The 23,188-nt window shown below is 54.0% G+C and carries 21 protein-coding genes and 1 pseudogene; 14 read left to right on the top strand and 8 right to left on the bottom strand.

Annotated elements, in window-relative coordinates; translation table 11 throughout:
* Positions 1-64: 64 nt before the first annotated feature.
* The 3 genes from AAIG39_RS16855 to AAIG39_RS16845 are packed head-to-tail and all read left to right on the top strand — an operon-like array spanning position 65 to position 1,468.
* Positions 65-382 (top strand): antibiotic biosynthesis monooxygenase family protein, encoded by a 318-nt coding sequence (locus AAIG39_RS16855; RefSeq protein ID WP_090081489.1) that lies wholly within the window; start codon positions 65-67, stop codon positions 380-382.
* Positions 382-780, top strand: coding sequence for an amino acid-binding protein (locus tag AAIG39_RS16850; protein WP_090081492.1), 399 nt, complete (start codon positions 382-384; stop codon positions 778-780). The genes AAIG39_RS16855 and AAIG39_RS16850 overlap by 1 nt, the downstream gene beginning before the upstream one ends.
* Positions 764-1,468 carry an ArsR/SmtB family transcription factor gene (locus AAIG39_RS16845; protein WP_343194312.1) on the top strand — a complete coding sequence of 235 codons (705 nt, stop codon included), beginning with the start codon at positions 764-766 and terminating at the stop codon, positions 1,466-1,468. The genes AAIG39_RS16850 and AAIG39_RS16845 overlap by 17 nt, the downstream gene beginning before the upstream one ends.
* A gap of 59 nt (positions 1,469-1,527) precedes the next feature.
* Here the strand turns inward: AAIG39_RS16845 and rpsT are convergent, their stop codons facing one another.
* Positions 1,528-1,791 (bottom strand): 30S ribosomal protein S20, encoded by a 264-nt coding sequence (gene rpsT, locus AAIG39_RS16840; protein WP_039078297.1) that lies wholly within the window; start codon positions 1,789-1,791, stop codon positions 1,528-1,530.
* Positions 1,792-1,893: 102 nt separating this feature from the next.
* On the opposite strand from rpsT, the pseudogene AAIG39_RS25720 reads away from it, so the two are divergent.
* From AAIG39_RS25720 to ispH, 6 genes and pseudogenes are all read left to right on the top strand, one after another.
* A pseudogene (locus AAIG39_RS25720) lies at positions 1,894-2,093 on the top strand (DUF2575 domain-containing protein).
* Positions 2,094-2,118: 25 nt separating this feature from the next.
* Positions 2,119-3,057 (top strand): bifunctional riboflavin kinase/FAD synthetase, encoded by a 939-nt coding sequence (gene ribF / locus AAIG39_RS16835; protein ID WP_090081499.1) that lies wholly within the window; start codon positions 2,119-2,121, stop codon positions 3,055-3,057.
* A 34-nt stretch (positions 3,058-3,091) separates the two neighbouring features.
* Positions 3,092-5,941 (top strand): isoleucine--tRNA ligase, encoded by a 2,850-nt coding sequence (gene ileS, locus AAIG39_RS16830; protein WP_343194311.1) that lies wholly within the window; start codon positions 3,092-3,094, stop codon positions 5,939-5,941.
* Complete coding sequence (gene lspA, locus AAIG39_RS16825; RefSeq protein ID WP_047371888.1) at positions 5,941-6,441, top strand: signal peptidase II; 501 nt, start codon at positions 5,941-5,943, stop codon at positions 6,439-6,441. Before ileS ends, lspA begins: the two co-directional genes overlap by 1 nt.
* Before the next feature lie 97 nt (positions 6,442-6,538).
* Positions 6,539-7,009, top strand: coding sequence for an FKBP-type peptidyl-prolyl cis-trans isomerase (fkpB, locus tag AAIG39_RS16820; RefSeq protein WP_039078301.1), 471 nt, complete (start codon positions 6,539-6,541; stop codon positions 7,007-7,009).
* Positions 6,990-7,940, top strand: a complete 951-nt coding sequence (gene ispH / locus AAIG39_RS16815) for a 4-hydroxy-3-methylbut-2-enyl diphosphate reductase (protein WP_090081504.1) — start codon at positions 6,990-6,992, stop codon at positions 7,938-7,940. The genes fkpB and ispH overlap by 20 nt, the downstream gene beginning before the upstream one ends.
* 183 nt (positions 7,941-8,123) lie before the next feature.
* Here ispH and AAIG39_RS16810 read toward each other — a convergent pair whose 3' ends face one another.
* The 6 genes from AAIG39_RS16810 to AAIG39_RS16785 form a co-directional block, all read right to left on the bottom strand.
* Positions 8,124-9,032, bottom strand: coding sequence for a dihydrodipicolinate synthase family protein (locus AAIG39_RS16810; protein WP_090081507.1), 909 nt, complete (start codon positions 9,030-9,032; stop codon positions 8,124-8,126).
* Positions 9,029-10,741, bottom strand: coding sequence for a dihydroxy-acid dehydratase (gene ilvD / locus AAIG39_RS16805; RefSeq protein ID WP_343194310.1), 1,713 nt, complete (start codon positions 10,739-10,741; stop codon positions 9,029-9,031). Before ilvD ends, AAIG39_RS16810 begins: the two co-directional genes overlap by 4 nt.
* A gap of 16 nt (positions 10,742-10,757) precedes the next feature.
* Positions 10,758-12,122 carry an MFS transporter gene (locus AAIG39_RS16800; RefSeq protein ID WP_343194309.1) on the bottom strand — a complete coding sequence of 455 codons (1,365 nt, stop codon included), beginning with the start codon at positions 12,120-12,122 and terminating at the stop codon, positions 10,758-10,760.
* A gap of 72 nt (positions 12,123-12,194) precedes the next feature.
* Positions 12,195-12,842: a 2-dehydro-3-deoxy-6-phosphogalactonate aldolase gene (locus AAIG39_RS16795; RefSeq protein ID WP_090081514.1), complete on the bottom strand. Its 648-nt coding sequence runs from the start codon at positions 12,840-12,842 to the stop codon at positions 12,195-12,197.
* Complete coding sequence (locus AAIG39_RS16790) at positions 12,839-13,741, bottom strand: 2-dehydro-3-deoxygalactonokinase (RefSeq protein WP_343194308.1); 903 nt, start codon at positions 13,739-13,741, stop codon at positions 12,839-12,841. Before AAIG39_RS16790 ends, AAIG39_RS16795 begins: the two co-directional genes overlap by 4 nt.
* A gap of 98 nt (positions 13,742-13,839) precedes the next feature.
* Entirely contained in the window at positions 13,840-14,571 is a 732-nt protein-coding gene (locus tag AAIG39_RS16785) for a FadR/GntR family transcriptional regulator (RefSeq protein ID WP_343194307.1), read from the bottom strand.
* A gap of 94 nt (positions 14,572-14,665) precedes the next feature.
* Between AAIG39_RS16785 and rihC the strand changes: the two genes are divergently transcribed.
* The gene (gene rihC / locus AAIG39_RS16780; RefSeq protein ID WP_343194306.1) at positions 14,666-15,583 is read left to right on the top strand and encodes a ribonucleoside hydrolase RihC; all 918 of its coding nucleotides are present in this window, start codon (positions 14,666-14,668) and stop codon (positions 15,581-15,583) included.
* Here the strand turns inward: rihC and AAIG39_RS16775 are convergent.
* Positions 15,567-16,487, bottom strand: coding sequence for a LysR family transcriptional regulator (locus AAIG39_RS16775; RefSeq protein WP_343194305.1), 921 nt, complete (start codon positions 16,485-16,487; stop codon positions 15,567-15,569). The two genes, rihC and AAIG39_RS16775, sit on opposite strands and share 17 nt — an antisense overlap.
* 91 nt (positions 16,488-16,578) lie before the next feature.
* Between AAIG39_RS16775 and AAIG39_RS16770 the strand changes: the two genes are divergently transcribed.
* From AAIG39_RS16770 to carB, 4 genes are all read left to right on the top strand, one after another.
* Positions 16,579-17,205, top strand: a complete 627-nt coding sequence (locus AAIG39_RS16770) for an alanyl-tRNA editing protein (protein ID WP_343194304.1) — start codon at positions 16,579-16,581, stop codon at positions 17,203-17,205.
* Between the two features lie 270 nt (positions 17,206-17,475).
* Positions 17,476-18,297 carry a 4-hydroxy-tetrahydrodipicolinate reductase gene (gene dapB, locus AAIG39_RS16765; RefSeq protein WP_343194303.1) on the top strand — a complete coding sequence of 274 codons (822 nt, stop codon included), beginning with the start codon at positions 17,476-17,478 and terminating at the stop codon, positions 18,295-18,297.
* 456 nt (positions 18,298-18,753) lie between these two features.
* Positions 18,754-19,902: a glutamine-hydrolyzing carbamoyl-phosphate synthase small subunit gene (gene carA, locus AAIG39_RS16760; protein WP_090081525.1), complete on the top strand. Its 1,149-nt coding sequence runs from the start codon at positions 18,754-18,756 to the stop codon at positions 19,900-19,902.
* Positions 19,903-19,921: 19 nt separating this feature from the next.
* Positions 19,922-23,146, top strand: coding sequence for a carbamoyl-phosphate synthase large subunit (carB, locus tag AAIG39_RS16755; protein ID WP_090081526.1), 3,225 nt, complete (start codon positions 19,922-19,924; stop codon positions 23,144-23,146).
* The last annotated feature ends 42 nt before the right edge of the window (positions 23,147-23,188 follow it).

The following is a 23,188-nucleotide window of genomic DNA, read 5'->3' as shown; positions in this document are numbered from 1 at the left end:
CGCCGAAGCATGACTTTTTCAGCACGGTAGATTTATCTCTCGTTAACTGGACAGGAGATAAATCATGATTGCAGTACTTTTCGAAGCCGATGCGGTTGCGGCAAAGCAAGAGCGCTACCTTGAACTGGCTGCGGAGCTGAAACCACTACTTGCCGATATCGACGGCTTTATCGCGATCGAACGTTTTCAAAGCCTGGCTACGCCCGGGAAAATACTTTCGTTATCCTGGTGGCGCGATGAGGAGGCCATTCAGACGTGGAAAAATAATCACTTTCACCGCGAGGCTCAGACGGAGGGGCGAGAAGCAATTTTTTCGTTTTATCGCATCCGCATTGCCCGGCTGGAACGGGAATATTCATCGGAAAGCCGGGGGGTAAGGTGATGTACGACATTCACGTAGTGCTGAAAAACCTGCCGGGTGAACTGGCGAAACTGGGCAAGACATTGGGCAGCAATGGTATTGGCCTTGAGGGTGGTGGCGTCTTTACCTGTGGCAACGAAGGGCACGCGCACTTTCTGGTGGAAGAGGGCATACGGGCGAAAGCGGTACTGGAGCATGATGGGTTTGATGTCCGCGATCTGCGCCGCCCTGTTATTCGTAAGCTCAAACAGGAGCGACCCGGCGAGCTGGGTGAGATAGCGGCAGCGCTTGCGACGCAGGGCGTAAATATTCTCGTGCAGTACAGCGATCACGCGAATCAGCTCATACTGGTGACGGATAATGATATTGTTGCCAGCGAGGCAACAGAACCCTGGGCGGTTTATGCAACATCATCCTGAGCATCTTTCTGATGACGACGCACTTGAACTTTCGGTCTCGGCGGTTGCTGCGGCGATGGCCGAGCCTTCACGGGTCAAAATGCTATGCTCGCTGATGGATGGGCGGGCATGGACGGCAACGGAATTAAGTGTAGCGGCAGGCGTTGCCGCCTCTACCGCCAGCGCACATCTGAGTAAACTTGTTGACAGTCAACTGGTCTGTTTCCTTTCACAGGGACGCCATCGTTACTACCGCCTGGCAGGCAAAGAGGTTGCCCGGTTGATAGAAATGATGATGGGAATTTCCTGGCGGCGGGATAAACCTTTAGCAACGCGCACGCCCGTGGCGCTGCGGCATGCGCGTACTTGTTACGATCATCTGGCGGGTGAACTGGCGGTAAACATTTATGATGCGCTGGTGGAGAAAGGTTACCTGACCGCTGATGAGGCGTCACTTACCGAAAATGGGCTGGCATTTTTTACCCGGATGGGGTTACCGCTGGAAAGTAAATCAACGCGTAAACGTAGCTGTGCCTGTCTTGACTGGAGTGAGCGGCGCTTTCATCTGGGTGGTCATGCGGGAGCGGTTTTGCTTATTTATTTTGAAACGCAGGGGTGGATCCGCCGGACGCCCGGTTTTCGTGAAGTCACACTCACCGCGAAAGGTCGGCAGGGGTTACGGACATTACTCGGCATTGACCTCAGGTAAGCAGGCATAAAAAAACCCGCTTTACGCGGGTTCTTTCACAAAGCACAACAAGCGGGCGATTAAGCCAGTTTGCTGATCTGTGCAGTCAGGTTTGCTTTATGACGCGCAGCTTTGTTTTTGTGGATCAGACCTTTAGCGGCCTGGCGATCCACGATCGGTTGCATTTCGTCAAATGCTTTCTGTGCAGCAGCTTTGTCGCCAGCTTCGATCGCAGCGTACACTTTCTTGATGAAAGTACGCATCATAGAGCGACGGCTTGCGTTGTGTTTGCGAGCCTTTTCAGACTGAACGGCGCGCTTCTTAGCTGATTTGATATTAGCCAAGGTCCAACTCCCAAATATGATCTATATGGACAATTCAAAGGCCGAGGAATATGCCCTTTTAGCCTTCTTTTGTCAATGGATTTGTGCAAATAAGCGCCGTTAATCTACGACGCTACGTTACGTAGTGATGGCGCAGGATTCTACCAGCTTGTGGTCATCGAATACAGCTTTTCCACTATAAAAATCGCTTTCCGGGCCAGTTTTTCATGCGGTAAGAAGGCAGCCTGATGAAATCCTTCTCCTTTCTGGCGGGTTCGGGCAATCGTCGGTTAACGTCGCACGTTGTACAAGGTATACTCTGACGATTTTCACTGTTTTGAGCCAGACATGAAGCTGATACGCGGCATACATAATCTCAGCCAGGCACCGCACGGGTGTGTGCTGACTATTGGTAATTTCGACGGCGTGCATCGCGGCCATCAGGCGCTTTTACAAGGGCTTAGCGAAGAGGGCCGTACCCGTGATCTCCCCGTAGTGGTGATGATATTCGAGCCGCAACCTCTCGAACTTTTCGCTGGTGATAAAGCGCCCGCGCGTCTGACCCGTCTGCGGGAAAAATTGCGCCTGCTGGCTGAATGTGGCGTCGATTACGTACTGTGCGTACGTTTTGACCGACGTTTTGCCGCGTTGACGGCGCAAGCCTTCGTCAGCGATCTGTTGGTTGACAAACTCGGCGTGAAATTCCTCGCCGTGGGTGATGACTTCCGCTTTGGCGCTGGTCGCCAGGGTGATTTCTTGTTATTACAGAAAGCCGGTCTGAAATACGGCTTTGATGTTACCAGCACACAAACCTTCTGCTCTGGCGGGGCACGTGTGAGCAGTACGGCGGTTCGTCAGGCGCTGGCCGACGACAACCTTGAGCTCGCGGAACAACTGCTGGGCCATCCGTTTAGTATCTCCGGGCGTGTGGTTCACGGTGACGAACTGGGACGTACTATTGGTTTTCCGACGGCGAACATACCGCTGCGCCGCCAGGTTTCCCCGGTCAAAGGGGTCTATGCGGTAGAAGTGGCTGGCTTAGGCGATACTTTACTGCCCGGTGTAGCCAATATTGGTACGCGCCCGACGGTAGCCGGGGTTCGCCAGCAGCTTGAAGTCCATCTGCTGGATGTTGTAATGGACCTCTATGGACGCCATATAGATGTAGTACTGCGTAAAAAAATACGCAACGAGCAGCGATTTACTTCGCTGGATGAGCTAAAAGCGCAGATCGCGCGTGATGAGTTAACGGCCCGCGCATTGTTTGGGCTATCAAACCCGGCTTAAATGCCTACGTGATAAATACGGAACCGAGAATCTGATGAGTGACTATAAATCAACCCTGAATTTGCCGGAAACAGGGTTCCCGATGCGTGGCGATCTCGCCAAACGCGAACCGGGAATGCTGGCGCGTTGGACTGATGATGACCTGTACGGCATCATTCGTGCAGCCAAAAAAGGCAAAAAAACCTTCATTCTGCATGATGGCCCCCCTTATGCGAATGGCAGCATTCATATTGGTCACTCGGTTAACAAGATTCTGAAAGACATTATCGTGAAGTCCAAAGGCCTCGCGGGTTACGACTCGCCGTATGTGCCAGGATGGGACTGCCATGGACTGCCGATCGAACTGAAAGTTGAGCAGGAGTTTGGTAAGCCGGGTGAGAAATTCACCGCGGCGGAATTCCGTGCAAAATGCCGTGAATACGCAGCCGCCCAGATCGACGGCCAGCGCAAAGACTTTATCCGTCTTGGCGTGTTGGGCGACTGGGAACATCCGTATCGCACCATGGATTTCAAAACCGAAGCCAACATCATCCGTGCGCTGGGTAAAATCATCGGCAACGGCCATCTGCACAAGGGCGCCAAGCCGGTGCACTGGTGCGTAGACTGCCGTTCAGCTCTGGCGGAAGCAGAAGTTGAGTATTACGACAAAACTTCTCCGTCCATCGACGTGGCGTTCCATGCCGTTGATGCTGACGCGGTAAAAGCGAAGTTTGGCGTTGCCAGCGTTAGCGGCCCGGTTTCCCTGGTTATCTGGACCACCACCCCATGGACGCTACCGGCGAACCGCGCAATCTCCCTGTCCCCGGAATTTGACTATGCGCTGGTGCAGATTGAAGGCCAGGCCTTGATCCTCGCGAAAGACCTGGTAGACAGCGTGATGAAACGCGCTGGCATCAGTGAGTTTACCGTGCTGGGTGTAGTGAAAGGTTCTGAGCTGGAGCTGATGCGCTTTAAGCATCCGTTCCTTGAATTTGATGTGCCTGCGATCCTGGGCGATCACGTGACGCTGGAAGCCGGTACAGGTGCGGTGCATACCGCAGGTGGTCACGGCCCTGATGACTACACGATCAGCCAAAAATACGGTCTGGAAATCGCTAACCCGGTTGGCCCGGATGGTGCCTACCTGCCGGGTACGTATCCGATTCTGGATGGTGTTAATGTCTTCAAAGCAAACGACATTATCGTCAATCTGCTGCGTGACAATGGTTCACTGCTGCATGTTGAAAAACTGCAACATAGCTATCCATGCTGCTGGCGTCACAAGTCGCCGATCATTTTCCGCGCGACTCCACAATGGTTCGTCAGCATGGATCAGAAAGGCCTGCGCATTCAGTCTCTGAAAGAGATCGATCGCATTGAGCAGGAAGGTCTGGCAAAAGAGAACCTGAGCGGCTGGATCCCGGCATGGGGTAAAGCACGTATCGAATCGATGGTCGCGAACCGTCCTGACTGGTGTATCTCTCGCCAGCGCACCTGGGGCGTGCCGATGGCGCTATTCGTGCATAAAGACACCGAAGAGCTGCATCCGCGCACCACTGAACTGATGGAAGCTGTGGCTAAATACGTTGAGAAAGACGGTATTCAGGCATGGTGGGACCTTGACCCACGTGAAATCCTGGGCGATGACGCTGACAACTACGTGAAAGTGCCGGATACCCTGGATGTCTGGTTTGACTCCGGTTCAACAAGCTACTCTGTTGTTGACGCGCGTCCGGAATTCTGTGGTCACGCCGCGGATATGTATCTGGAAGGTTCTGACCAGCATCGCGGCTGGTTTATGTCCTCTTTGATGATTAGCGTCGCGATGAAAGGTAAAGCACCTTACCGCCAGGTACTGACCCACGGTTTCACCGTAGATGGTCAGGGCCGTAAGATGTCCAAATCTATCGGTAATACCGTTTCTCCACAGGACGTGATGAACAAACTGGGCGCAGATATTCTGCGTCTGTGGGTGGCATCAACTGACTATACCGGTGAAATGGCGGTATCTGACGAGATCCTCAAACGTGCCGCCGACAGCTATCGTCGTATTCGTAACACCGCGCGCTTCCTGCTGGCGAACCTGAATGGTTTCGATCCGGCAAAAGACATGGTGAAACCGGAAGAGATGGTTGTGCTGGATCGTTGGGCGGTTGGCTGCGCGCAGGCAGCGCAGAAAGATATCATCAGCGCGTATGACTCTTATGATTTCCATGAAGTTGTGCAGCGTCTGATGCGTTTCTGCTCCATCGAGATGGGCTCTTTCTACCTCGACATCATCAAAGACCGTCAGTACACCGCGAAGGCCGATAGTGTTGCTCGTCGTAGCTGCCAGACTGCGCTGTACCATATCGCAGAAGCACTGGTGCGTTGGATGGCGCCGATCATGTCCTTCACCGCTGATGAAATCTGGGGCTACCTGCCAGGCGAGCGCGAGAAATATGTGTTCACCGGCGAATGGTACCAGGGGCTGTTTGGTCTGGCGGAAACCGAAGCCATGAACGACGCCTACTGGGACGAGCTGCTGAAAGTCCGTGGCGAAGTGAACAAGGTTATCGAGCAGGCGCGTGCAGACAAGAAAGTCGGCGGCTCTCTGGAAGCGGCAGTCACCCTGTACGCCGAACCGGAGCTGGCGGCGAAGCTGACGGCGCTGGGTGACGAATTACGATTTGTCCTGTTGACCTCTGGTGCGAAAGTTGCGGATTATGCCGAGGCTTCTGCTGATGCTCAGCAGAGCGAACTGCTCAAAGGCCTGAAAGTGGCGTTAAGCAAAGCCGAAGGTGAGAAATGCCCGCGTTGCTGGCATTACACTCAGGATGTCGGCAAGGTAGCGGAACACGCAGAAATCTGCGGACGCTGTGTCAGCAACGTCGCCGGTGACGGCGAAAAACGTAAGTTTGCCTGATGAGTAAACCGATCTTTTCAACAGGGCTACGCTGGTTGTGGCTGGTGGTAGTCGTGCTGATTATCGATCTGGGCAGCAAGTTCCTTATCCTCCAGCACTTTGCGCTGGGGGATACGGTGTCGCTGTTCCCGTCGCTTAATCTGCATTACGCGCGTAACTATGGCGCTGCGTTTAGCTTCCTTGCTGATAGCGGTGGCTGGCAGCGTTGGTTCTTCGCCGGTATCGCCATCGGTATCTCCGTCGTGCTGGCGGTGCTGATGTACCGTTCAAAAGCGTCGCAGAAGCTGAACAATATCGCCTACGCGATGATTATCGGTGGCGCGTTAGGCAATCTGTTCGATCGCCTGTGGCATGGTTTTGTCGTTGATATGATCGACTTTTATGTCGGCGACTGGCATTTCGCCACCTTCAACCTGGCCGACAGCTTCATTTGCGTCGGCGCGGCGCTGATTGTGCTGGAAGGCTTCTTGCCAAACGCGGCTGCGAAGAAACAGGCGTAACAAAACCTGCCGGGCGGCGTTACGCTTGCCCGGCCTGGGTTATCCGTAGATCCGGTAAGCATTATCGTCACCGGGCAAAACAAGTGAGCGAACCTGCATGTCAAAATCTGTACAGAGTAATAGCGCGGTGCTGGTGCACTTTACGCTCAAACTCGAAGATGGCTCCACCGCTGAGTCAACCCGCAATAATGGTAAACCTGCACTGTTTCGTCTGGGGGACGGTTCGCTGTCTGAAGGGCTTGAGCAGCATTTGCTGGGGTTGAAAGCAGGCGACAAAAAAGCGTTTTCGCTTGAACCGGACGCGGCATTTGGCACGCCGGTTCCCGATCTGATTCAGTACTTCTCGCGCCGTGATTTTATGGACGCGGGCGAGCCAGAAATCGGCGCGATTATGCTTTTTACCGCAATGGATGGCAGCGAAATGCCTGGCGTGATCCGTGAGATTAACGGCGATTCTATTACCGTTGACTTCAATCACCCGCTGGCAGGACAGACCGTTCATTTTGATGTCGACGTGCTGGAAGTGGAACCGGCACTGGAGGGGATGCATGCAGATCCTGTTGGCTAACCCACGTGGTTTTTGTGCAGGCGTAGACCGCGCGATTAGCATTGTTGAAAACGCGCTGGCGATCTATGGGGCGCCCATTTATGTCCGTCACGAAGTGGTCCACAACCGTTACGTGGTAGACAGCCTGCGTGAACGCGGGGCCATTTTTATTGAACAAATCAGTGAAGTACCGGATGGCGCGATCCTGATTTTCTCTGCGCACGGTGTTTCACAGGCGGTACGTAACGAAGCGAAAAGCCGCGATCTGACCGTGTTTGATGCCACCTGTCCGCTGGTGACCAAAGTGCATATGGAAGTTGCTCGCGCCAGCCGTCGTGGGGAAGAGGCTATCCTGATTGGCCATGCTGGCCATCCGGAAGTTGAAGGCACCATGGGCCAGTACAGCAACCCCAAAGGGGGAATGTACCTGGTGGAATCGCCGGAAGACGTACAAACGCTTGAGATCAAAGATACCAATAAGCTCTCCTTTATGACCCAGACGACCCTCTCCGTGGATGATACTTCCGACGTGATTGATGCGCTGCGTCAGCGTTTCCCGAAAATCGTCGGGCCGCGTAAAGATGATATTTGCTACGCCACAACCAATCGTCAGGAAGCCGTGCGCGCGCTGGCGGAACAGGCGGAAGTGGTACTGGTTGTCGGATCGAAGAACTCGTCGAACTCCAACCGTCTGGCTGAACTGGCCCAGCGTATGGGTAAATCCGCTTACCTGATTGATGATGCCTCTGATATTCAGGAAGAGTGGGTGCGCGATATCCGTTGCGTTGGCGTAACCGCCGGGGCGTCGGCGCCTGACGTGCTGGTGCAAAACGTTATCTCCCGTCTGCAGGAACTCGGCGGCGGGGAAGCCATTCCCCTGGAAGGTCGTGAAGAGAACATCGTTTTCGAAGTACCGAAAGAGTTGCGTCTTGATATTCAGCAAGTGGATTAATAAACGGGAGCCAGGCTTTCCGTGAGACTGCAGACAAACGTTAAAATGCCGATGGCGTAAGCTTATCTGGCCTACAGAATACAAATTTTTGTAGGCCGGATAAGGCATTAGCCGCTATCCGGCAAAAGTTTCGTAGAGTTGGTCAATAATATGAAAGGGGTGATGACCCCTTTTTCAATGGCATCAGCACAAACCGAACGTTTGGCGGAAATCATCTATTGCTGAACGATCTGTCTCTGTTAGCGTCCAGCCCGGACGGCGGCAGTAGTCGCTGGCGATAATGCCGCGCTCCAGCAGCACCGTTTTTTCCACCTGAATAATGTACTCACAGTGGCTCATCCAGCGCTGGATAAAGGGTAACAGGCGCTGATGCAGGGCGTCGGCCTGCCCGTATTCCCCGGCCTGCCAGTGGCGATAAATTTGCACATACACTTCGGTGAATGAACATCCTGGCATCACGCCTTTGCCGCCCGCTTCGAGCATTTTTAACATATACAATCCGGCGTAACCGTTCAGCACGCTGGCCTGTGGGGCGAAGCGCAAGAACTCCCGCGTGTACTCCACCGGCGGATTGCACTCAATTTTAAAGACGGCATGAGGATAGCGTTCAGCCACATCCGCAAGCTGCTGTGGGGTGATCGGCAATCCGGTTTCACCTGGCGCATATTGCACCATCACCGGAATATCGACCGCCTCCAGTACCGCATAAATATGCGCCTGTACCGCCTGTGGGCTGGGTGACAGAAAGAACGGCGGCAGTAACATCAGCGCATCTGCGCCCAGAGCGCGGTAACGCCTCGCGCGTTTTACGGCAAGCTCCGTACTGTGGTCGGTAATGGACATTGCACGGTATAAGGGGCCGCCCGCCAGCGTACTGATGAAAAGCTGCGACAGTCTGTCGCGTTCGTTATCGTCAAGTTTTGGAAATTCGCTGGCGATGCCAAACAGCGTTACACCGTGCGCACCGGTGCTGGCGAGATGTTCCAGCAGGCGGATAAAACTGCGCTCGTCGATTTCGCCCTGTGAAGTGAACGGCATTGCCACGATTGGATTGACGCCGCGAATATCAGTTGCGGTGTAATGTGTACTCATTCCATCTCCTCCCGGTCAGCCAGTACAGCGCCTTGCGCAGCGGGTAACGCCCAGCGACGATAAAGACGTAAAAAGCCGCGCGGCACCTCTTTCTTCACCGGTTGCCAGCATGCACGACGCGCAGCCAGTACCTGATCATCAACATGCAGTGTTAACGTGCGTGTTGGTATGTCGATACTGATCGTATCGCCATTTTCCACCAGACCCAGCGCGCCGCCGTCGGTCGCTTCCGGCGAGATATGCCCGACAAACAGACCGCGGTTGGAGCCGGAAAAACGACCATCGGTGATCAGCGCGCAACTGTCGGATAATCCCATCCCTTCCAGACATTTCATCGGCTTGTACATCTCCGGCATGCCCGGACCGCCTTTTGGCCCTTCATAGCGCAATACCAGCACACTTCCGGGCTGAATATGTCCGGACAGAATCGCGTCGACAGATTCTTGTTCGCTGTTGAACACCACCGCCGGGCCGCTAAACGTCATCAGATTTTCCGGGACGGCCGCTGGTTTCACGACGCAACCCAGCGGCGATAAATTGCCATGCAGCACGGCGACGCCCGCTTCGTTACGCACCGGAATCGCCAGTGTATGAATCACCTCCGGGCGTGAAGTGCGATGTCCCTGTTGCAACAGCTCGCCCTTGGTTTTACCCACAACGGTCAGGGCGTTTGGCTTCATCAGCGCAGCGATTTCATACTCCACTGCGGGTACGCCACCTGCTTCCCAGAAATCAATCATGTCGTACTCGGATGCCGGATAGAGCGAGGCGACCAGCGGTACGTGGTGGCTTAATTCGTCAAACGCCGACAGTGGCAAATGGCCTAACTCCGCTTCGTAATGAATAGCCTGGAGATGCAGAATCGCGTTGGTTGAACCGCCGGTTGCCAGCAGATAGACCATTGCGTTGTGAATCGCATCCGGGGTGATAATTTTACGGGCGTTTATGCCTTCGCGGACCAGCGTCACCGCCTGTTTGCCCGTTTCCAGAGCACAGGCGCGTCTCTCTTTCGAGACGGCGGGCAACATGCTGCTGCCCGGCAGGCTCATCCCCAGCACTTCGGCGATACTGCACATGGTATTAGCGGTGCCGTACATGGTGCAGGAACCCGGCCCCGGTTCGGCGATATTTTCAATATGGGCAAACTCGGCGTCGTCGATTTCGCCGCGTTTTTTCCAGCCGATGGCTTCTGTGACAATATTGCCATCCCAGTGTTTGCCTTTGTATTCCGCCGGATACATCGGCCCGCCGTTGACCATGATGGCGGGGAGATCCAGCCGTGCGGCCGCCATTAACATGGCGGGTACAATTTTGTCGCAAGAGCCGAGTAACACCATGCCGTCAAAACGATGGGCGCGCATCATGCTCTCAATGGACATCGTGATTACTTCCCGGGCGGCGAGAATGTAGCGCATTCCCAGATGCCCTTCGGCAATGCCATCGCAGGGGGCAATTGTGCCGAAGACCATGCCGACGCCGCCCGCCTCATCAATCCCTTTTAATACATGAGCGGTAAGCTCGTTAAGATTAGCGTGTCCGGCGGTGGCGTTGGTGTAGCTATTCACAACCGCAATAACCGGACGGCGCAGTTGTTCGTCCGTGTGCCCCATCGATTTATACAGGGCGCGTTTCAGTGCGCCATCGTCACCCTCGAGGATTGGGCTGAAATGCGTGCCGCAATGGGCACATCCTCCACATTCACTCTTCATAGCAGTCTCATTTAATCTAACGGTAGGTGTGTTGGGTGGCGTTGTGTTGCTTGTCAGCGGCTGTCGTGACAGAACTCCGCCCTGGATTCGCGAGCCGTGCAGGTAACGCCATAATCAGCGGGGCGACCAGCAATAAAAATCCTGCAAGGATGTACAACCCACTGTCTGTGCTGCCGGTGGTGTCTTTCAACCAGCCGAGCACCGTTGGGCCAAAGAAACCCGCGAGGTTTCCAATCGAGTTAACCAGCGCAATGCCCGCCGCGGCCGCCGTTCCCGACAGCATGGCGCCTGGCAGACTGATGTAGGTAGGAATTAACGCCAGCGTTCCGGACATGGCGAGGCAAATCCAGGTCATCATCCAGAAAGTAGAACCGCTGCAATATGCACTGAGCGTCAAACCCACGCAGCCAATGATGGCGGGAATGGCGATGTGCCAGCGACGCTCTTGTTTTAAATCGGAGTGACGGCTGTTCCAGACCATAAACGCCGCGCCGAATATATAGGGCAGGGCAGCCAGCAAACCAATCTGGAAATCGTCACTGATACCGGAGGTTTTGATGATGGAGGGGAGCCAGAAATTGATGCCGTAGTAGCCAATATTGAAGCTAAAGAAGGTTAGCGCCAGCAGCCAGACATAGCCGTTTTTGAACATAGCGCTGAGAGAACTGTCGACCTTTCCGTGGGCGCTTTGCGCACGATGTAAAGCATCTTTTGCCAGATCGTCCAGAATCACCTGTTTTTCAGAGTCATTCAGCCATTTCGCTGATTTAACGTCGTTATCCAGATAGCGCAAGACCACAAACGCCAACAGGAATGAGGGAATGGCTTCTATCAGGAACAGCCACTGCCAGTTATGCAGCCCGCCAACGTCTTCGAACAGTTTAAGAATCAGACCCGATAACGGACTGCCGATAATCGTGGAGAGGGGCGTCACCAGGATAAATAGTCCCAGCGTGCGCGCAGAACGCCAGGACGGAAACCACAGCGTGAGATAAAAGACAATCCCTGGAAAGAAGCCAGCTTCCGCGACGCCGAGCAGGAAGCGGATCACATAGAATTGGGTCGGCGTGGTCACAAACATCATCCCTGCCGAAAGTACCGCCCAGGTCGCCATGATACGGGCGATCCAGAAACGCGGCCCGAAACGCTGCATTAACAGGTTGCTTGGCAGTTCAAACAGGAAGTAGCCGATAAAGAAGATTCCTGCTCCCAGTCCGTAGACGGTATCGCTGAAACTGAGCGCATCCTGCATATGCAGTTTGGCGAAACCTACATTGACGCGGTCAAGATAGGCAAAAAAGTAACAGAGGATCAGAAACGGGATCAGCCTGCGGGTCACTTTACTGTAAACAGCATTTTCAAAGACGGTAGGTGTTTTCATTTTTATTGTCTCGTATGAATCAATAATCAGCCGCCAGAGTGCGGCGTTCTTCTGTCTGAAAAGTGCAAAAGGTCAGCGTGTTATTTCTTGCCAGGCATTGCGCCATGCCCCGGCGCGGAGCTTAAGTTCGTCACGGTTTATCCCGGCCTGATAGATACCGTTCCCTAACCCAAATCCATTGGCACCATTGTTGAGAAAGCGTTGCATTTGCTGACTGTCCGGGCGGATTCCGCCAACGGGCAGGCAGGCTATGTCCGCTGGCAATACGGTACGGAAAGCCTTCATTAACTCTGCGCTGAGAAACTCGGCGGGGAACAATTTCAGTGCGCTGGCTCCCGCATCGATGGCGGTAAAGGCTTCTGAGGGTGTCATCACGCCCGGCAGACTGACCAGACCGAGGTGGCGAGTATGGCGAATGACATCAGGGTTACAGTTGGGCGAGACGATCAGTTGCCCACCGCATTCTGCAACCTGATCGACCTGGCGGACAGTCAATACCGTGCCTGCGCCAATCCTGGCGCGATCGCCAGCAACGTCGCGCATTATCCTGATGGAATCCAGCGGGGATGGGCTGTTAAGCGGAACTTCAATCCAGCGAAATCCGGCAGAGATCAGGATTTGCGCAGCGTCGGCAGCCTCATCCGGTGTGATGCCGCGCAGTATGGCGATCAGAGGTAACGGCTCATGGCGCCAGAGCTCAAAAAAGGAGGTGTGGTTCATGGAGTAAGCTCCTGAAGATGTGAACGAAGCAACGCCAGTCCCTGGAGGAAGCAGTCATCGCCATCAACGGTAGTAAGAGATGCGCCAGTCACAGTGGCCGCGAGTTGGTAGCGTGCAGTAAGTGATGTCGAGCCCACTATCCAGGCCCGTTGCCCTGACGGCAAGGTAGAAAGTTCGTCGCCAATTAACAGCCCTGACAGGAAACTGTGGATATGCTCAGCGGCGATCTCTCCCGATAAACGCCGGGTTCGGGCGGAAAAAATCAGGTGGCTGAATGGGACAGAACGTTGCGCCGCGCTGACGCCAGCGAGAAAACTACGATTATCTTCCTGTTGCGGTGGCAGCGCGCGGCCTAACAGAGAGTGTTCGCTAAGGACGGAAAAGAGTTCGCCTGTCATCAGCGTAGAAAATGCCGTGATGCAGCCATTTTTCATCCATGCGTGTTTGCTGTGCGTACCCGGCAACAGTGCGTAGTGCTCTTGTGCCGGATGGAGGGCGTTAAGGCCAAGCAACTGAATCTCTTCACCGCGCATCACATCCGGTTGATCCCACGCGCTTTGTCCGCATAAACCCGGCGTGATCCATGCCAGACTTCCCCAGGGTGTCTCAACCGGCTGTACACCGGCCAGTACATCCTTTGCCGCAGCGGGAAGAGTGACATAAGGCACGTTCTGCCATCCTTGTTGCGAACCTACCATTCCTGCCATCAACACCGGAACAGGGCCAGCCTCGACGATCCAGGGCCGTAACTGCTGGTGAAGTGTGTCAGCAAACGCACCGTTCTCGATGGTCAACAGGCCGCATGGTGCGGATATGCGGGCAATGACGCGGTTTTCATTCATGAGAAAGGCACGAAAATTGGTCGTACCCCAGTCAACGGCTATCCAGTCTCTTTTCATTTCAAGTAATACAACAATGTTAATCTTGTAATACAAGAATGCTAGGGTAAAAGATAACCGCAATCTGTGAGATTGATCGAAATTACATCAGAAAAGGATCAGAGAATGCTGTCGATGAAAGCAGGCCGCTGTTGCCAGATGCTTTTTTGCGCGGCATGGAGAAGGATTGAACGCATGTGCTGGCGAGCATCATCGGCATTACGCAGACGAATAGCCTCGAAAAGACGATAGTGCTCATCAATGGCGGTTTTGGTAAGCCGCACGTCCTCTTCCAGTGTTTGACGGAACGAAAGCACCATTGCCGCGCTTAACGCATTACCTAACGCCAGAAGAAAAGGGTTATGCGCTGCCCGCAGAAGCGCCTGGTGAAATGCGATATCGCCCTCTTCAAACGGTTCGCGATCGGCTTCTTTTTGTCCGCGCCGCATCAGCGTCAGGGCGTCTTCCAGCGCTGCGAGGTCATGCCCATTCGCGTTCATTGCAGCAAGCGTCGCGACGTTGGGTTCGAAAATGAGGCGGGTGATCATCAACTGTTCAACCAATTGTGCGTCAACATGGCCTTTTGAAAGCCAGTTGAGAACATCAAGATCGAGCAGGCTCCACTGGTCACGGTGAGTGATCGTACTGCGTTTTTTAGCCTGAATAGAGATCAACCCTTTGGCGGCGAGCACGGCCAGTGCATTGCGAATCGAGGTACGTGAGACGGCGTACTCTGTCGCCAGCTCATTTTCACCCGGCAGCGCGGTGCCAGGCAGGAGCTCGCCACGCAGGATACGACCAGCAAGATGCTGAGTTACCGTTTCAGAAATACTGGCCTGTGGGACTTTCATTGCAATTCTCGGCTAAATACGTTCACAGTCATGCGCTACATAGTAAGCTAATCGCCGGTCAATTGGCTAATAAGGACTGGAGGAATAATCACTTATGGAACGCCTGCCCATTATTCTCGACACCGACCCTGGAATTGACGACGCTGCGGCTATTGCCGCCGCGCTTTTTGCTCCTGAGCTTGATCTCAAACTGATGACCACAGTTGCAGGTAATGTCTCGCTTGAGAAAACCACCCGCAACGCCCTGCAATTGCTTCATTTCTGGAATGCGAGTATCCCGGTGGCGCAGGGTGCCGCGACGCCGTTGCTGCGCCCATTGCGCGATGCGGCGAGTGTGCACGGTGAATCTGGCATGGAAGGCTATAACTTTGTTGAACATCAGCGCCAGCCGCTGGCAAAGCCGGCGTTTCAGGCGATCCGCGATGTGCTGATGGCATCACCTGAACCGATCACGCTGGTGGCGATTGGCCCATTGACCAACATTGCCCTGTTGTTATCCCACTATCCGGAATGCCAGTTCAACATTCGTCGTCTGGTGATGATGGGCGGTTCTGCCGGGCGTGGTAATTTCACGCCAAATGCCGAATTCAATATCGCCATTGACCCGGAAGCGGCCGCGCGTGTCTTTGAAAGCGGGCTGGAGATTGTGATGTGCGGCCTGGATGTGACTAACTCTGCCACACTCACCCCGGATTATCTGGCCACCCTGCCTGCGGGAAATCAAACCGGGAAAATGCTGCATGCCCTGTTTAGTCACTACCGCAGCGGTAGCATGGTGACCGGGTTACGTATGCATGACCTCTGCGCGATTGCCTGGCTGGTGCGCCCGGAGATTTTTACCCTGAAATCCTGCTTTGTGGCGGTGGAAACCCAGGGGATGTACACCGCTGGCACGACTGTTGTGGATATTGAAAATCGTCTGGGTAAACCCGCGAATGCGCAGGTAGCACTGGACATTGATATTGATGCATTTCGCGCCTGGGTGGCAGAGGTGCTCAGTAAGGCGCCGTAAGCGAGACCAGGGGCATTTTCTCACTTAAATAATCAATCATTGCCCGCATCCTGGCGGGCATATGTTTTCCTGACGACCACAGTAGCCAGAGTTGTCCTGAATAGTCGCTAATAAATTCCCAGTCCGGCAGCACCTGGACTATCTCGCCTCGCGCCAGTGCCGCACTGGCGGTAAACAGCGGCAGGCTGCCTATCCCCAGATGATTTAACACCGCATCAAGGCGAACACCAGTATGGTTCGCGGCATAGCGCCCATGGGTCTGAATGGTTTCGCTTTTGCCACGTTTACGAAATTTCCAGCGTGAATCGGTGGGTGTTTCGCCAAGACTTATGCAGCTATGTTCGCGCAAATCTTCTGGCTTCTCGGGAATGCCGTGCTGATGCAAATACGCCGGAGTGGCGCAAATCAAGTGCTTAATCGGTATCAACGGCTTACCGTGCAGGCCGGGAGAAGGCGAGTTGGTAATGCGCAGTGCCAGGTCGACGCCGTCATCAATTAAATCCATATAACGATCTTCCAGACGCAGCCGTATATCAACCTGCGGGTAACGGGTCAGAAATTCGCCCATGAGCGGGTGGATAACAAATCGCCCCACGGCTTTGGGGACGCTGATGGTCAGGGTGCCTTGTGCACAATCCTGCACGCTGCTGCCCGCATTCATTGCCTGCTTCGCGGCTTCCAGCATCATCTGTGCATGTTCGTACACGCTGCGACCAGACTCACTCAACCGCAGTTTTCGCGTTGTGCGGTGCAATAATTTATTGCCCAGCGCCTGTTCAAGGCGGGAAACACAGCGGCTCATTGCCGATGGCGTCGCACCGGAAATACGCGCGGCGGCAGAAAAGCTGCCCTGATCGACAATCAGAACAAAGGTGGCGAGATCGGGAAGCAGGGTGGTATTCATTTGTGTCTGCCAGGCAAAAGTGTGTTGAGAGCACAACGGATTATCATAGTCAGTGAAAATAATATACTGGTCGTGCAATCAGGAGGAAAAAATGACAACACGAAATTACTACACCTGCGATGAGACGCACGGTCGGGCCAACGTTGTGCAATGCATTCCCGATGGGGAGGACGGTTTTGTGATTGAGCTGGATGCCACGCTCTTCCATCCACAGGGCGGCGGGCAGCCTTCTGACGGTGGCACAATAGGCGACGTACCCGTACAGCGGGTTTTCGCCAACGGCGAGACCGTATGGCATCGTACGGCCACACCAGTCGCGCCAGGCCCGGTTACACTCTGTGTCGATGATGAATTACGCCGCGTTCATGCGCGCTGGCATTCGGCCGGGCATCTCATTGGCACTGCGGGTGAAGAATTCGGCTGGCAGCCTGTCAAAGCTCATCACTGGCCAGGGGAAGGGCGCATCACATTTAACGGTAACGGGAATGTCACCGCAGAGATGTTGACGGCAAAAATCAACGCATGGATAGATGAAGATCTGCCGCGCCACATCGATTTTTCCGAAGGGAAGCGGCAGGTTCGCTTTGGCAAATTGCCTGCCTATGGCTGTGGTGGTACTCATGTTTGCTCGCTGCGTGAAATCGGGCAAATCACACTCACCAGTATCAAAATGAAAAAAGGCCAGCTCATTGTCAGCTATACGGTGGATGAAGGCTGATCGTTCACTGACGCGCGGTGTGTTGTCTTTCAGCAAAAGGCGAGGCGGTAACGCTTCGCCGTAGCGGAAAATCTTCTTAGTACTCCGATGATCAGTGTCTTCTGTGGGTTTTGCTACTCAATTCGCAACATGCGAACTCATGTCTTTTACTGATATTTACCGCTGTTTATCATTTAATTCTAATTATCGGTGTTTTCGGCTGGTAGCCCCGCCGTGGGCTGGTTAATCTGAGAACGATTTTCAGCATTTCATTAACAAAAGAGTACAACTATGCATGATGCACAAATCCGCGTAGCCATCGCGGGCGCCGGTGGGCGTATGGGCCGCCAGTTAATTCAGGCAACCCTGCAGATGGACGGCGTTGCGCTTGGCGCAGCGCTGGAGCGAGAAGGTTCTTCCCTGCTGGGTAGTGATGCAGGAGAGCTCGCTGGCGTGGGTACAACAGGCGTTATCGTGAGCAGCGATCTGCAGGCGGTAAAAGACGATTTTGATGTATTGATTGATTTTACCCGCCCGGAAGGGACCCTGGTTCACCTGGCATTTTGTCGCCAGCACCGCAAAGGGATGGTTATTGGTACAACCGGTTTTGATGACGCGGGCAAAGCGGCAATTCGCGATGCGTCGCAAGAGGTTGCCATTGTCTTCGCGGCGAATTTCAGTGTTGGCGTGAACGTGATGCTTAAGCTGCTGGAAAAAGCGGCAAAGGTGATGGGGGAGTACACCGATATCGAAATTATCGAAGCACATCACCGTTACAAAGTGGATGCGCCGTCGGGGACTGCGTTGGCCATGGGGGAGTCTATTGCCCATGCACTGAATAAAGATTTAAAAGATTGCGCAGTTTATGCACGTGAAGGTCATACCGGCGAACGCGTACCGGGCACAATTGGCTTTGTGACCGTCCGCGCGGGCGACATTGTCGGTGAACATACGGCAATGTTTGCTGATATCGGTGAACGCGTTGAAATTAGCCATAAAGCATCAAGCCGAATGACTTTTGCCAATGGCGCTGTTCGCTCCGCTTTGTGGCTAAAAGATAAAGATACTGGCCTTTTTGATATGCGAGATGTGCTGGATCTGAACAATTTGTAAGAGTTATTACCCATCGTGATGTGGTTGTTGCAGTCGTAATTTCTTGATTGCATAGGGCAATATTTTATTGCCCTTTTATTTTGTCGATTTCATATGATTTTCTCCTTTAGTTCCCTGTTAATTCAAATATCTCATCTCATTTTGGTTGCTAAAATGTAAATTTTGACCATTTGGTCTACTTTTTACTAAGCCATGGTGAATGTAACCAGTTTAATGGCGACGCAAGCGTTTTCCTTGCTCTGGTAATGTGATCTTTTTGCCCTATAAATCGTGCTATTCTTTTCTGGGGCGCAAAAAGACATGAAAAAGATGCGCTATGAGTTGACTTTTACCCTTCATGTCTCCAGAATGCCGCCGTTTGCAAAAAATTCGCGGTTACGCAAATTTGCATTGATTCAAGGCTTATAATTGAATTAATATGCAAATAAAGTGAGTGAATATTCTCTGGAGGGTGTTTTGATTAAGTCAGCGCTATTGGTTCTGGAAGACGGAACCCAGTTTTACGGTCGGGCCATAGGGGCAACAGGTTCGGCGGTTGGGGAAGTCGTTTTCAATACTTCAATGACCGGTTATCAAGAAATCCTCACTGATCCTTCCTACTCCCGCCAAATTGTCACCCTTACTTATCCTCATATTGGTAATGTCGGCACCAACGCCGCCGATGAAGAATCCTCTCAGGTACATGCGCAAGGCCTGGTTATTCGTGATCTGCCGCTGATTGCCAGCAACTACCGCAATACCGAAGATCTCTCTTCCTATCTGAAACGCCATAACATCGTGGCGATTGCCGATATTGATACCCGTAAGCTGACGCGTCTGCTGCGTGAAAAAGGTGCGCAGAATGGCTGCATCATCGCCGGGGACAACCTGGATGCCGCACTGGCGCTGGAGAAAGCGAAAAGCTTCCCGGGGCTGAACGGTATGGATTTGGCGAAAGAAGTGACGACTGCCGAGCCATATAGCTGGACGCAGGGGAGCTGGACACTGAAAGGCGAGCTGCCGGAAGCGAAAAGCGAAGCTGAACTGCCGCTGCATGTTGTGGCTTACGATTTTGGCGCGAAACGTAACATCCTGCGTATGCTGGTGGACAGAGGCTGCCGCCTGACGGTGGTTCCGGCGAAGACGTCGGCAGAAGATGTGCTGAAAATGAACCCGGACGGTATCTTCCTTTCTAATGGCCCTGGCGACCCGGCACCTTGCGACTACGCCATCGAGGCGATCGGGAAATTCCTTGAGACCGATATTCCGGTATTCGGTATCTGTCTCGGTCACCAGTTGCTGGCGCTGGCGAGTGGCGCGAAAACCGTGAAGATGAAGTTCGGCCACCACGGCGGCAACCACCCGGTAAAAGATATCGATAACAACACCGTGATGATTACCGCACAGAACCACGGTTTCGCGGTGGATGAAGCGTCCATGCCTGCCAACCTGCGTGTTACGCACAAATCGCTGTTTGATGGCACCCTGCAGGGGATTCATCGCACGGACAAACCGGCATTCAGCTTCCAGGGCCACCCGGAGGCGAGCCCTGGTCCGCACGATGCTGCGCCGCTGTTCGACCATTTTATCGAGTTAATTAAGATTTACCGTCAGTCTGCTAAATAATCAGGAGCGAAAAAGAGCCATGCCAAAACGTACAGACATAAAAAGCATCCTGATCCTTGGCGCCGGTCCGATTGTTATCGGTCAGGCCTGTGAGTTCGACTACTCCGGCGCGCAGGCGTGTAAAGCGCTGCGTGAAGAGGGATATCGCGTCATCCTGGTCAACTCCAACCCGGCGACGATCATGACCGACCCGGAAATGGCGGATGCAACCTATATTGAGCCGATCCACTGGGAAGTGGTGCGCAAAATCATCGAAAAAGAGCGTCCGGATGCAGTTCTGCCGACCATGGGCGGCCAGACAGCGCTGAACTGTGCGCTGGAGCTGGAACGTCAGGGTGTCCTGGCAGAGTTTGGCGTCACCATGATCGGTGCGACCGCTGACGCGATTGATAAAGCAGAAGACCGCCGCCGTTTCGACGTGGCGATGAAGAAAATCGGTCTGGAAACCGCGCGTTCCGGTATCGCGCACAATATGGAAGAGGCGCTGGCCGTTGCGGCTGACGTGGGTTACCCGTGCATTATTCGTCCGTCCTTCACCATGGGCGGTACGGGTGGCGGTATCGCCTATAACCGTGAAGAGTTTGAAGAGATCTGCGCCCGCGGCCTGGATCTGTCACCGACCAAAGAGCTGTTAATAGATGAATCGCTGATTGGCTGGAAAGAGTATGAGATGGAGGTGGTGCGTGATAAAAACGACAACTGTATCATCGTCTGCTCCATCGAAAACTTCGACGCCATGGGCATCCACACCGGTGATTCCATCACCGTTGCGCCTGCACAGACCCTGACTGATAAAGAGTATCAAATCATGCGTAACGCCTCGATGGCGGTACTGCGTGAAATCGGCGTGGAAACAGGCGGTTCAAATGTGCAGTTCTCGGTTAACCCGAAAAATGGCCGTCTGATTGTTATCGAAATGAACCCGCGCGTATCCCGCTCCTCCGCACTGGCCTCGAAAGCGACCGGCTTCCCGATTGCCAAAGTGGCGGCGAAACTGGCGGTGGGTTACACCCTCGACGAATTGATGAACGATATCACCGGTGGCCGTACTCCGGCATCTTTCGAACCGTCTATCGACTACGTTGTTACCAAGATCCCTCGCTTTAACTTCGAGAAATTCGCTGGTGCTAACGACCGCCTTACCACCCAGATGAAATCTGTCGGTGAAGTGATGGCGATTGGTCGCACGCAGCAGGAATCTATGCAGAAAGCCTTGCGTGGTCTGGAAGTGGGCGCGACGGGTTTTGATCCGAAAGTGAGCCTGGATGACCCGGAAGCGCTGACCAAAATTCGTCGCGAGCTGAAAGATGCTGGCGCCGAGCGTATCTGGTACATCGCTGATGCTTTCCGTGCTGGCCTGTCCGTTGATGGCGTCTTTAACCTGACCAACATTGACCGCTGGTTCCTGGTGCAGATTGAAGAACTGGTGCGCCTGGAAGAAAAAGTCGCCGAGGTGGGCATTAACGGCCTCGACGCCGACTTCCTGCGTCTGCTCAAGCGTAAAGGCTTTGCCGATGCGCGTCTGGCTAAACTGGCAGGCGTGCGTGAAGCGGAAATTCGCAAGCTGCGCGATCAGTACAATCTGCACCCGGTCTACAAACGTGTGGACACCTGTGCGGCAGAATTCGCCACCGACACCGCCTATATGTACTCCACGTATGAAGAGGAGTGCGAAGCGAATCCGAACCAGGACCGCGATAAAATTATGGTTCTGGGTGGCGGCCCGAACCGTATCGGTCAGGGTATCGAATTTGACTACTGCTGCGTACATGCCTCGCTGGCGCTGCGTGAAGATGGTTACGAGACCATCATGGTCAACTGTAACCCGGAAACCGTCTCCACCGACTATGACACTTCTGACCGCCTCTACTTTGAGCCGGTAACCCTGGAAGATGTTCTGGAAATCGTGCGCATCGAGAAGCCGAAAGGCGTTATCGTGCAGTACGGCGGCCAGACACCGCTGAAACTGGCGCGCGCGCTGGAAGCGGCAGGTGTGCCGGTTATCGGTACCAGCCCGGATGCCATTGACCGTGCCGAAGACCGTGAGCGTTTCCAACAGGCGGTTGATCGTCTGAAACTGAAACAACCGGCGAACGCTACCGTAACGGCTATCGAACAAGCTGTTGAGCGGGCGAAAGAGATTGGCTACCCGCTGGTAGTACGCCCGTCTTACGTGCTCGGCGGCCGTGCGATGGAAATTGTCTACGACGAAGCCGACCTGCGTCGTTACTTCCAGACTGCCGTCAGCGTTTCCAACGATGCGCCGGTGTTGCTGGACCGCTTCCTGGACGACGCGGTAGAAGTGGATGTGGATGCTATCTGTGATGGCGAAATGGTGCTGATTGGCGGCATTATGGAGCATATCGAGCAGGCAGGCGTGCACTCTGGTGACTCCGCCTGTTCCTTGCCTGCTTACACCCTGAGCCAGGATATTCAGGATGTGATGCGCCAGCAGGTGCAGAAACTGGCCTTCGAACTGCAGGTTCGTGGTCTGATGAACGTCCAGTTCGCAGTGAAAGATAACGAAGTTTATCTGATTGAAGTTAACCCGCGTGCGGCGCGTACCGTACCGTTCGTCTCCAAAGCCACCGGTGTTGCGCTTGCGAAAGTGGCGGCACGTGTGATGGTTGGCCAGACTCTGGCACAGCAGGGCGTCACCAAAGAAATTATCCCGCCGTACTACTCGGTGAAAGAAGTGGTGCTGCCGTTCAATAAATTCCCGGGCGTTGACCCGCTGTTAGGACCAGAAATGCGTTCTACCGGGGAAGTGATGGGCGTGGGCCGTACCTTTGCTGAAGCGTTTGCTAAAGCGCAACTGGGTAGCAACTCAACGATGAAGAAATATGGTCGTGCGCTGCTCTCTGTGCGTGAAGGAGACAAAGAGCGTGTGGTTGACCTGGCAGCGAAACTGCTCAAGTTCGGTTTCGAACTGGATGCGACCCACGGTACGGCGATTGTACTGGGTGAAGCCGGTATTAATCCGCGTCTGGTGAATAAGGTGCATGAAGGTCGTCCGCACATTCAGGATCGTATTAAGAATGGCGAATATACCTACATCATCAACACCACCGCAGGCCGTCAGGCGATTGAAGACTCCAAGTTGATTCGCCGCAGCGCGCTGCAGTACAAGGTGCATTACGACACTACGCTGAATGGTGGTTTTGCTACCGCGATGGCGCTGAACGCTGATGCCACCGACAAGGTGACCTCCGTTCAGGAAATGCATGCGCAGATTGCCAAATAAGACATCGTCAATGAGCCAAAAAGCCAGCGTAAGCTGGCTTTT

It is taken from the genome of Phytobacter palmae, from assembly GCF_039409775.1.
Lineage (GTDB): Bacteria > Pseudomonadota > Gammaproteobacteria > Enterobacterales > Enterobacteriaceae > Phytobacter > Phytobacter palmae.
Note: the sequence above shows the minus strand (reverse complement) of the source record. Positions and strands in the feature narration are given on the sequence as shown.

Excerpts from the sequence above, each read along its gene's own strand:
- AAIG39_RS16855 (WP_090081489.1), top strand. The coding sequence starts at position 65 with ATGATTGCAGTACTTTTCGAAGCCGATGCGGTTGCGGCAAAGCAAGAG.
- AAIG39_RS16850 (WP_090081492.1), top strand. The coding sequence starts at position 382 with ATGTACGACATTCACGTAGTGCTGAAAAACCTGCCGGGTGAACTGGCG.
- AAIG39_RS16845 (WP_343194312.1), top strand. The coding sequence starts at position 764 with ATGCAACATCATCCTGAGCATCTTTCTGATGACGACGCACTTGAACTT.
- ribF (WP_090081499.1), top strand. The coding sequence starts at position 2,119 with ATGAAGCTGATACGCGGCATACATAATCTCAGCCAGGCACCGCACGGG.
- ileS (WP_343194311.1), top strand. The coding sequence starts at position 3,092 with ATGAGTGACTATAAATCAACCCTGAATTTGCCGGAAACAGGGTTCCCG.
- lspA (WP_047371888.1), top strand. The coding sequence starts at position 5,941 with ATGAGTAAACCGATCTTTTCAACAGGGCTACGCTGGTTGTGGCTGGTG.
- fkpB (WP_039078301.1), top strand. The coding sequence starts at position 6,539 with ATGTCAAAATCTGTACAGAGTAATAGCGCGGTGCTGGTGCACTTTACG.
- ispH (WP_090081504.1), top strand. The coding sequence starts at position 6,990 with ATGCAGATCCTGTTGGCTAACCCACGTGGTTTTTGTGCAGGCGTAGAC.
- AAIG39_RS16810 (WP_090081507.1), bottom strand. The coding sequence starts at position 9,032 with ATGAGTACACATTACACCGCAACTGATATTCGCGGCGTCAATCCAATC.
- ilvD (WP_343194310.1), bottom strand. The coding sequence starts at position 10,741 with ATGAAGAGTGAATGTGGAGGATGTGCCCATTGCGGCACGCATTTCAGC.
- AAIG39_RS16800 (WP_343194309.1), bottom strand. The coding sequence starts at position 12,122 with ATGAAAACACCTACCGTCTTTGAAAATGCTGTTTACAGTAAAGTGACC.
- AAIG39_RS16795 (WP_090081514.1), bottom strand. The coding sequence starts at position 12,842 with ATGAACCACACCTCCTTTTTTGAGCTCTGGCGCCATGAGCCGTTACCT.
- AAIG39_RS16790 (WP_343194308.1), bottom strand. The coding sequence starts at position 13,741 with ATGAAAAGAGACTGGATAGCCGTTGACTGGGGTACGACCAATTTTCGT.
- AAIG39_RS16785 (WP_343194307.1), bottom strand. The coding sequence starts at position 14,571 with ATGAAAGTCCCACAGGCCAGTATTTCTGAAACGGTAACTCAGCATCTT.
- rihC (WP_343194306.1), top strand. The coding sequence starts at position 14,666 with ATGGAACGCCTGCCCATTATTCTCGACACCGACCCTGGAATTGACGAC.
- AAIG39_RS16775 (WP_343194305.1), bottom strand. The coding sequence starts at position 16,487 with ATGAATACCACCCTGCTTCCCGATCTCGCCACCTTTGTTCTGATTGTC.
- AAIG39_RS16770 (WP_343194304.1), top strand. The coding sequence starts at position 16,579 with ATGACAACACGAAATTACTACACCTGCGATGAGACGCACGGTCGGGCC.
- dapB (WP_343194303.1), top strand. The coding sequence starts at position 17,476 with ATGCATGATGCACAAATCCGCGTAGCCATCGCGGGCGCCGGTGGGCGT.
- carB (WP_090081526.1), top strand. The coding sequence starts at position 19,922 with ATGCCAAAACGTACAGACATAAAAAGCATCCTGATCCTTGGCGCCGGT.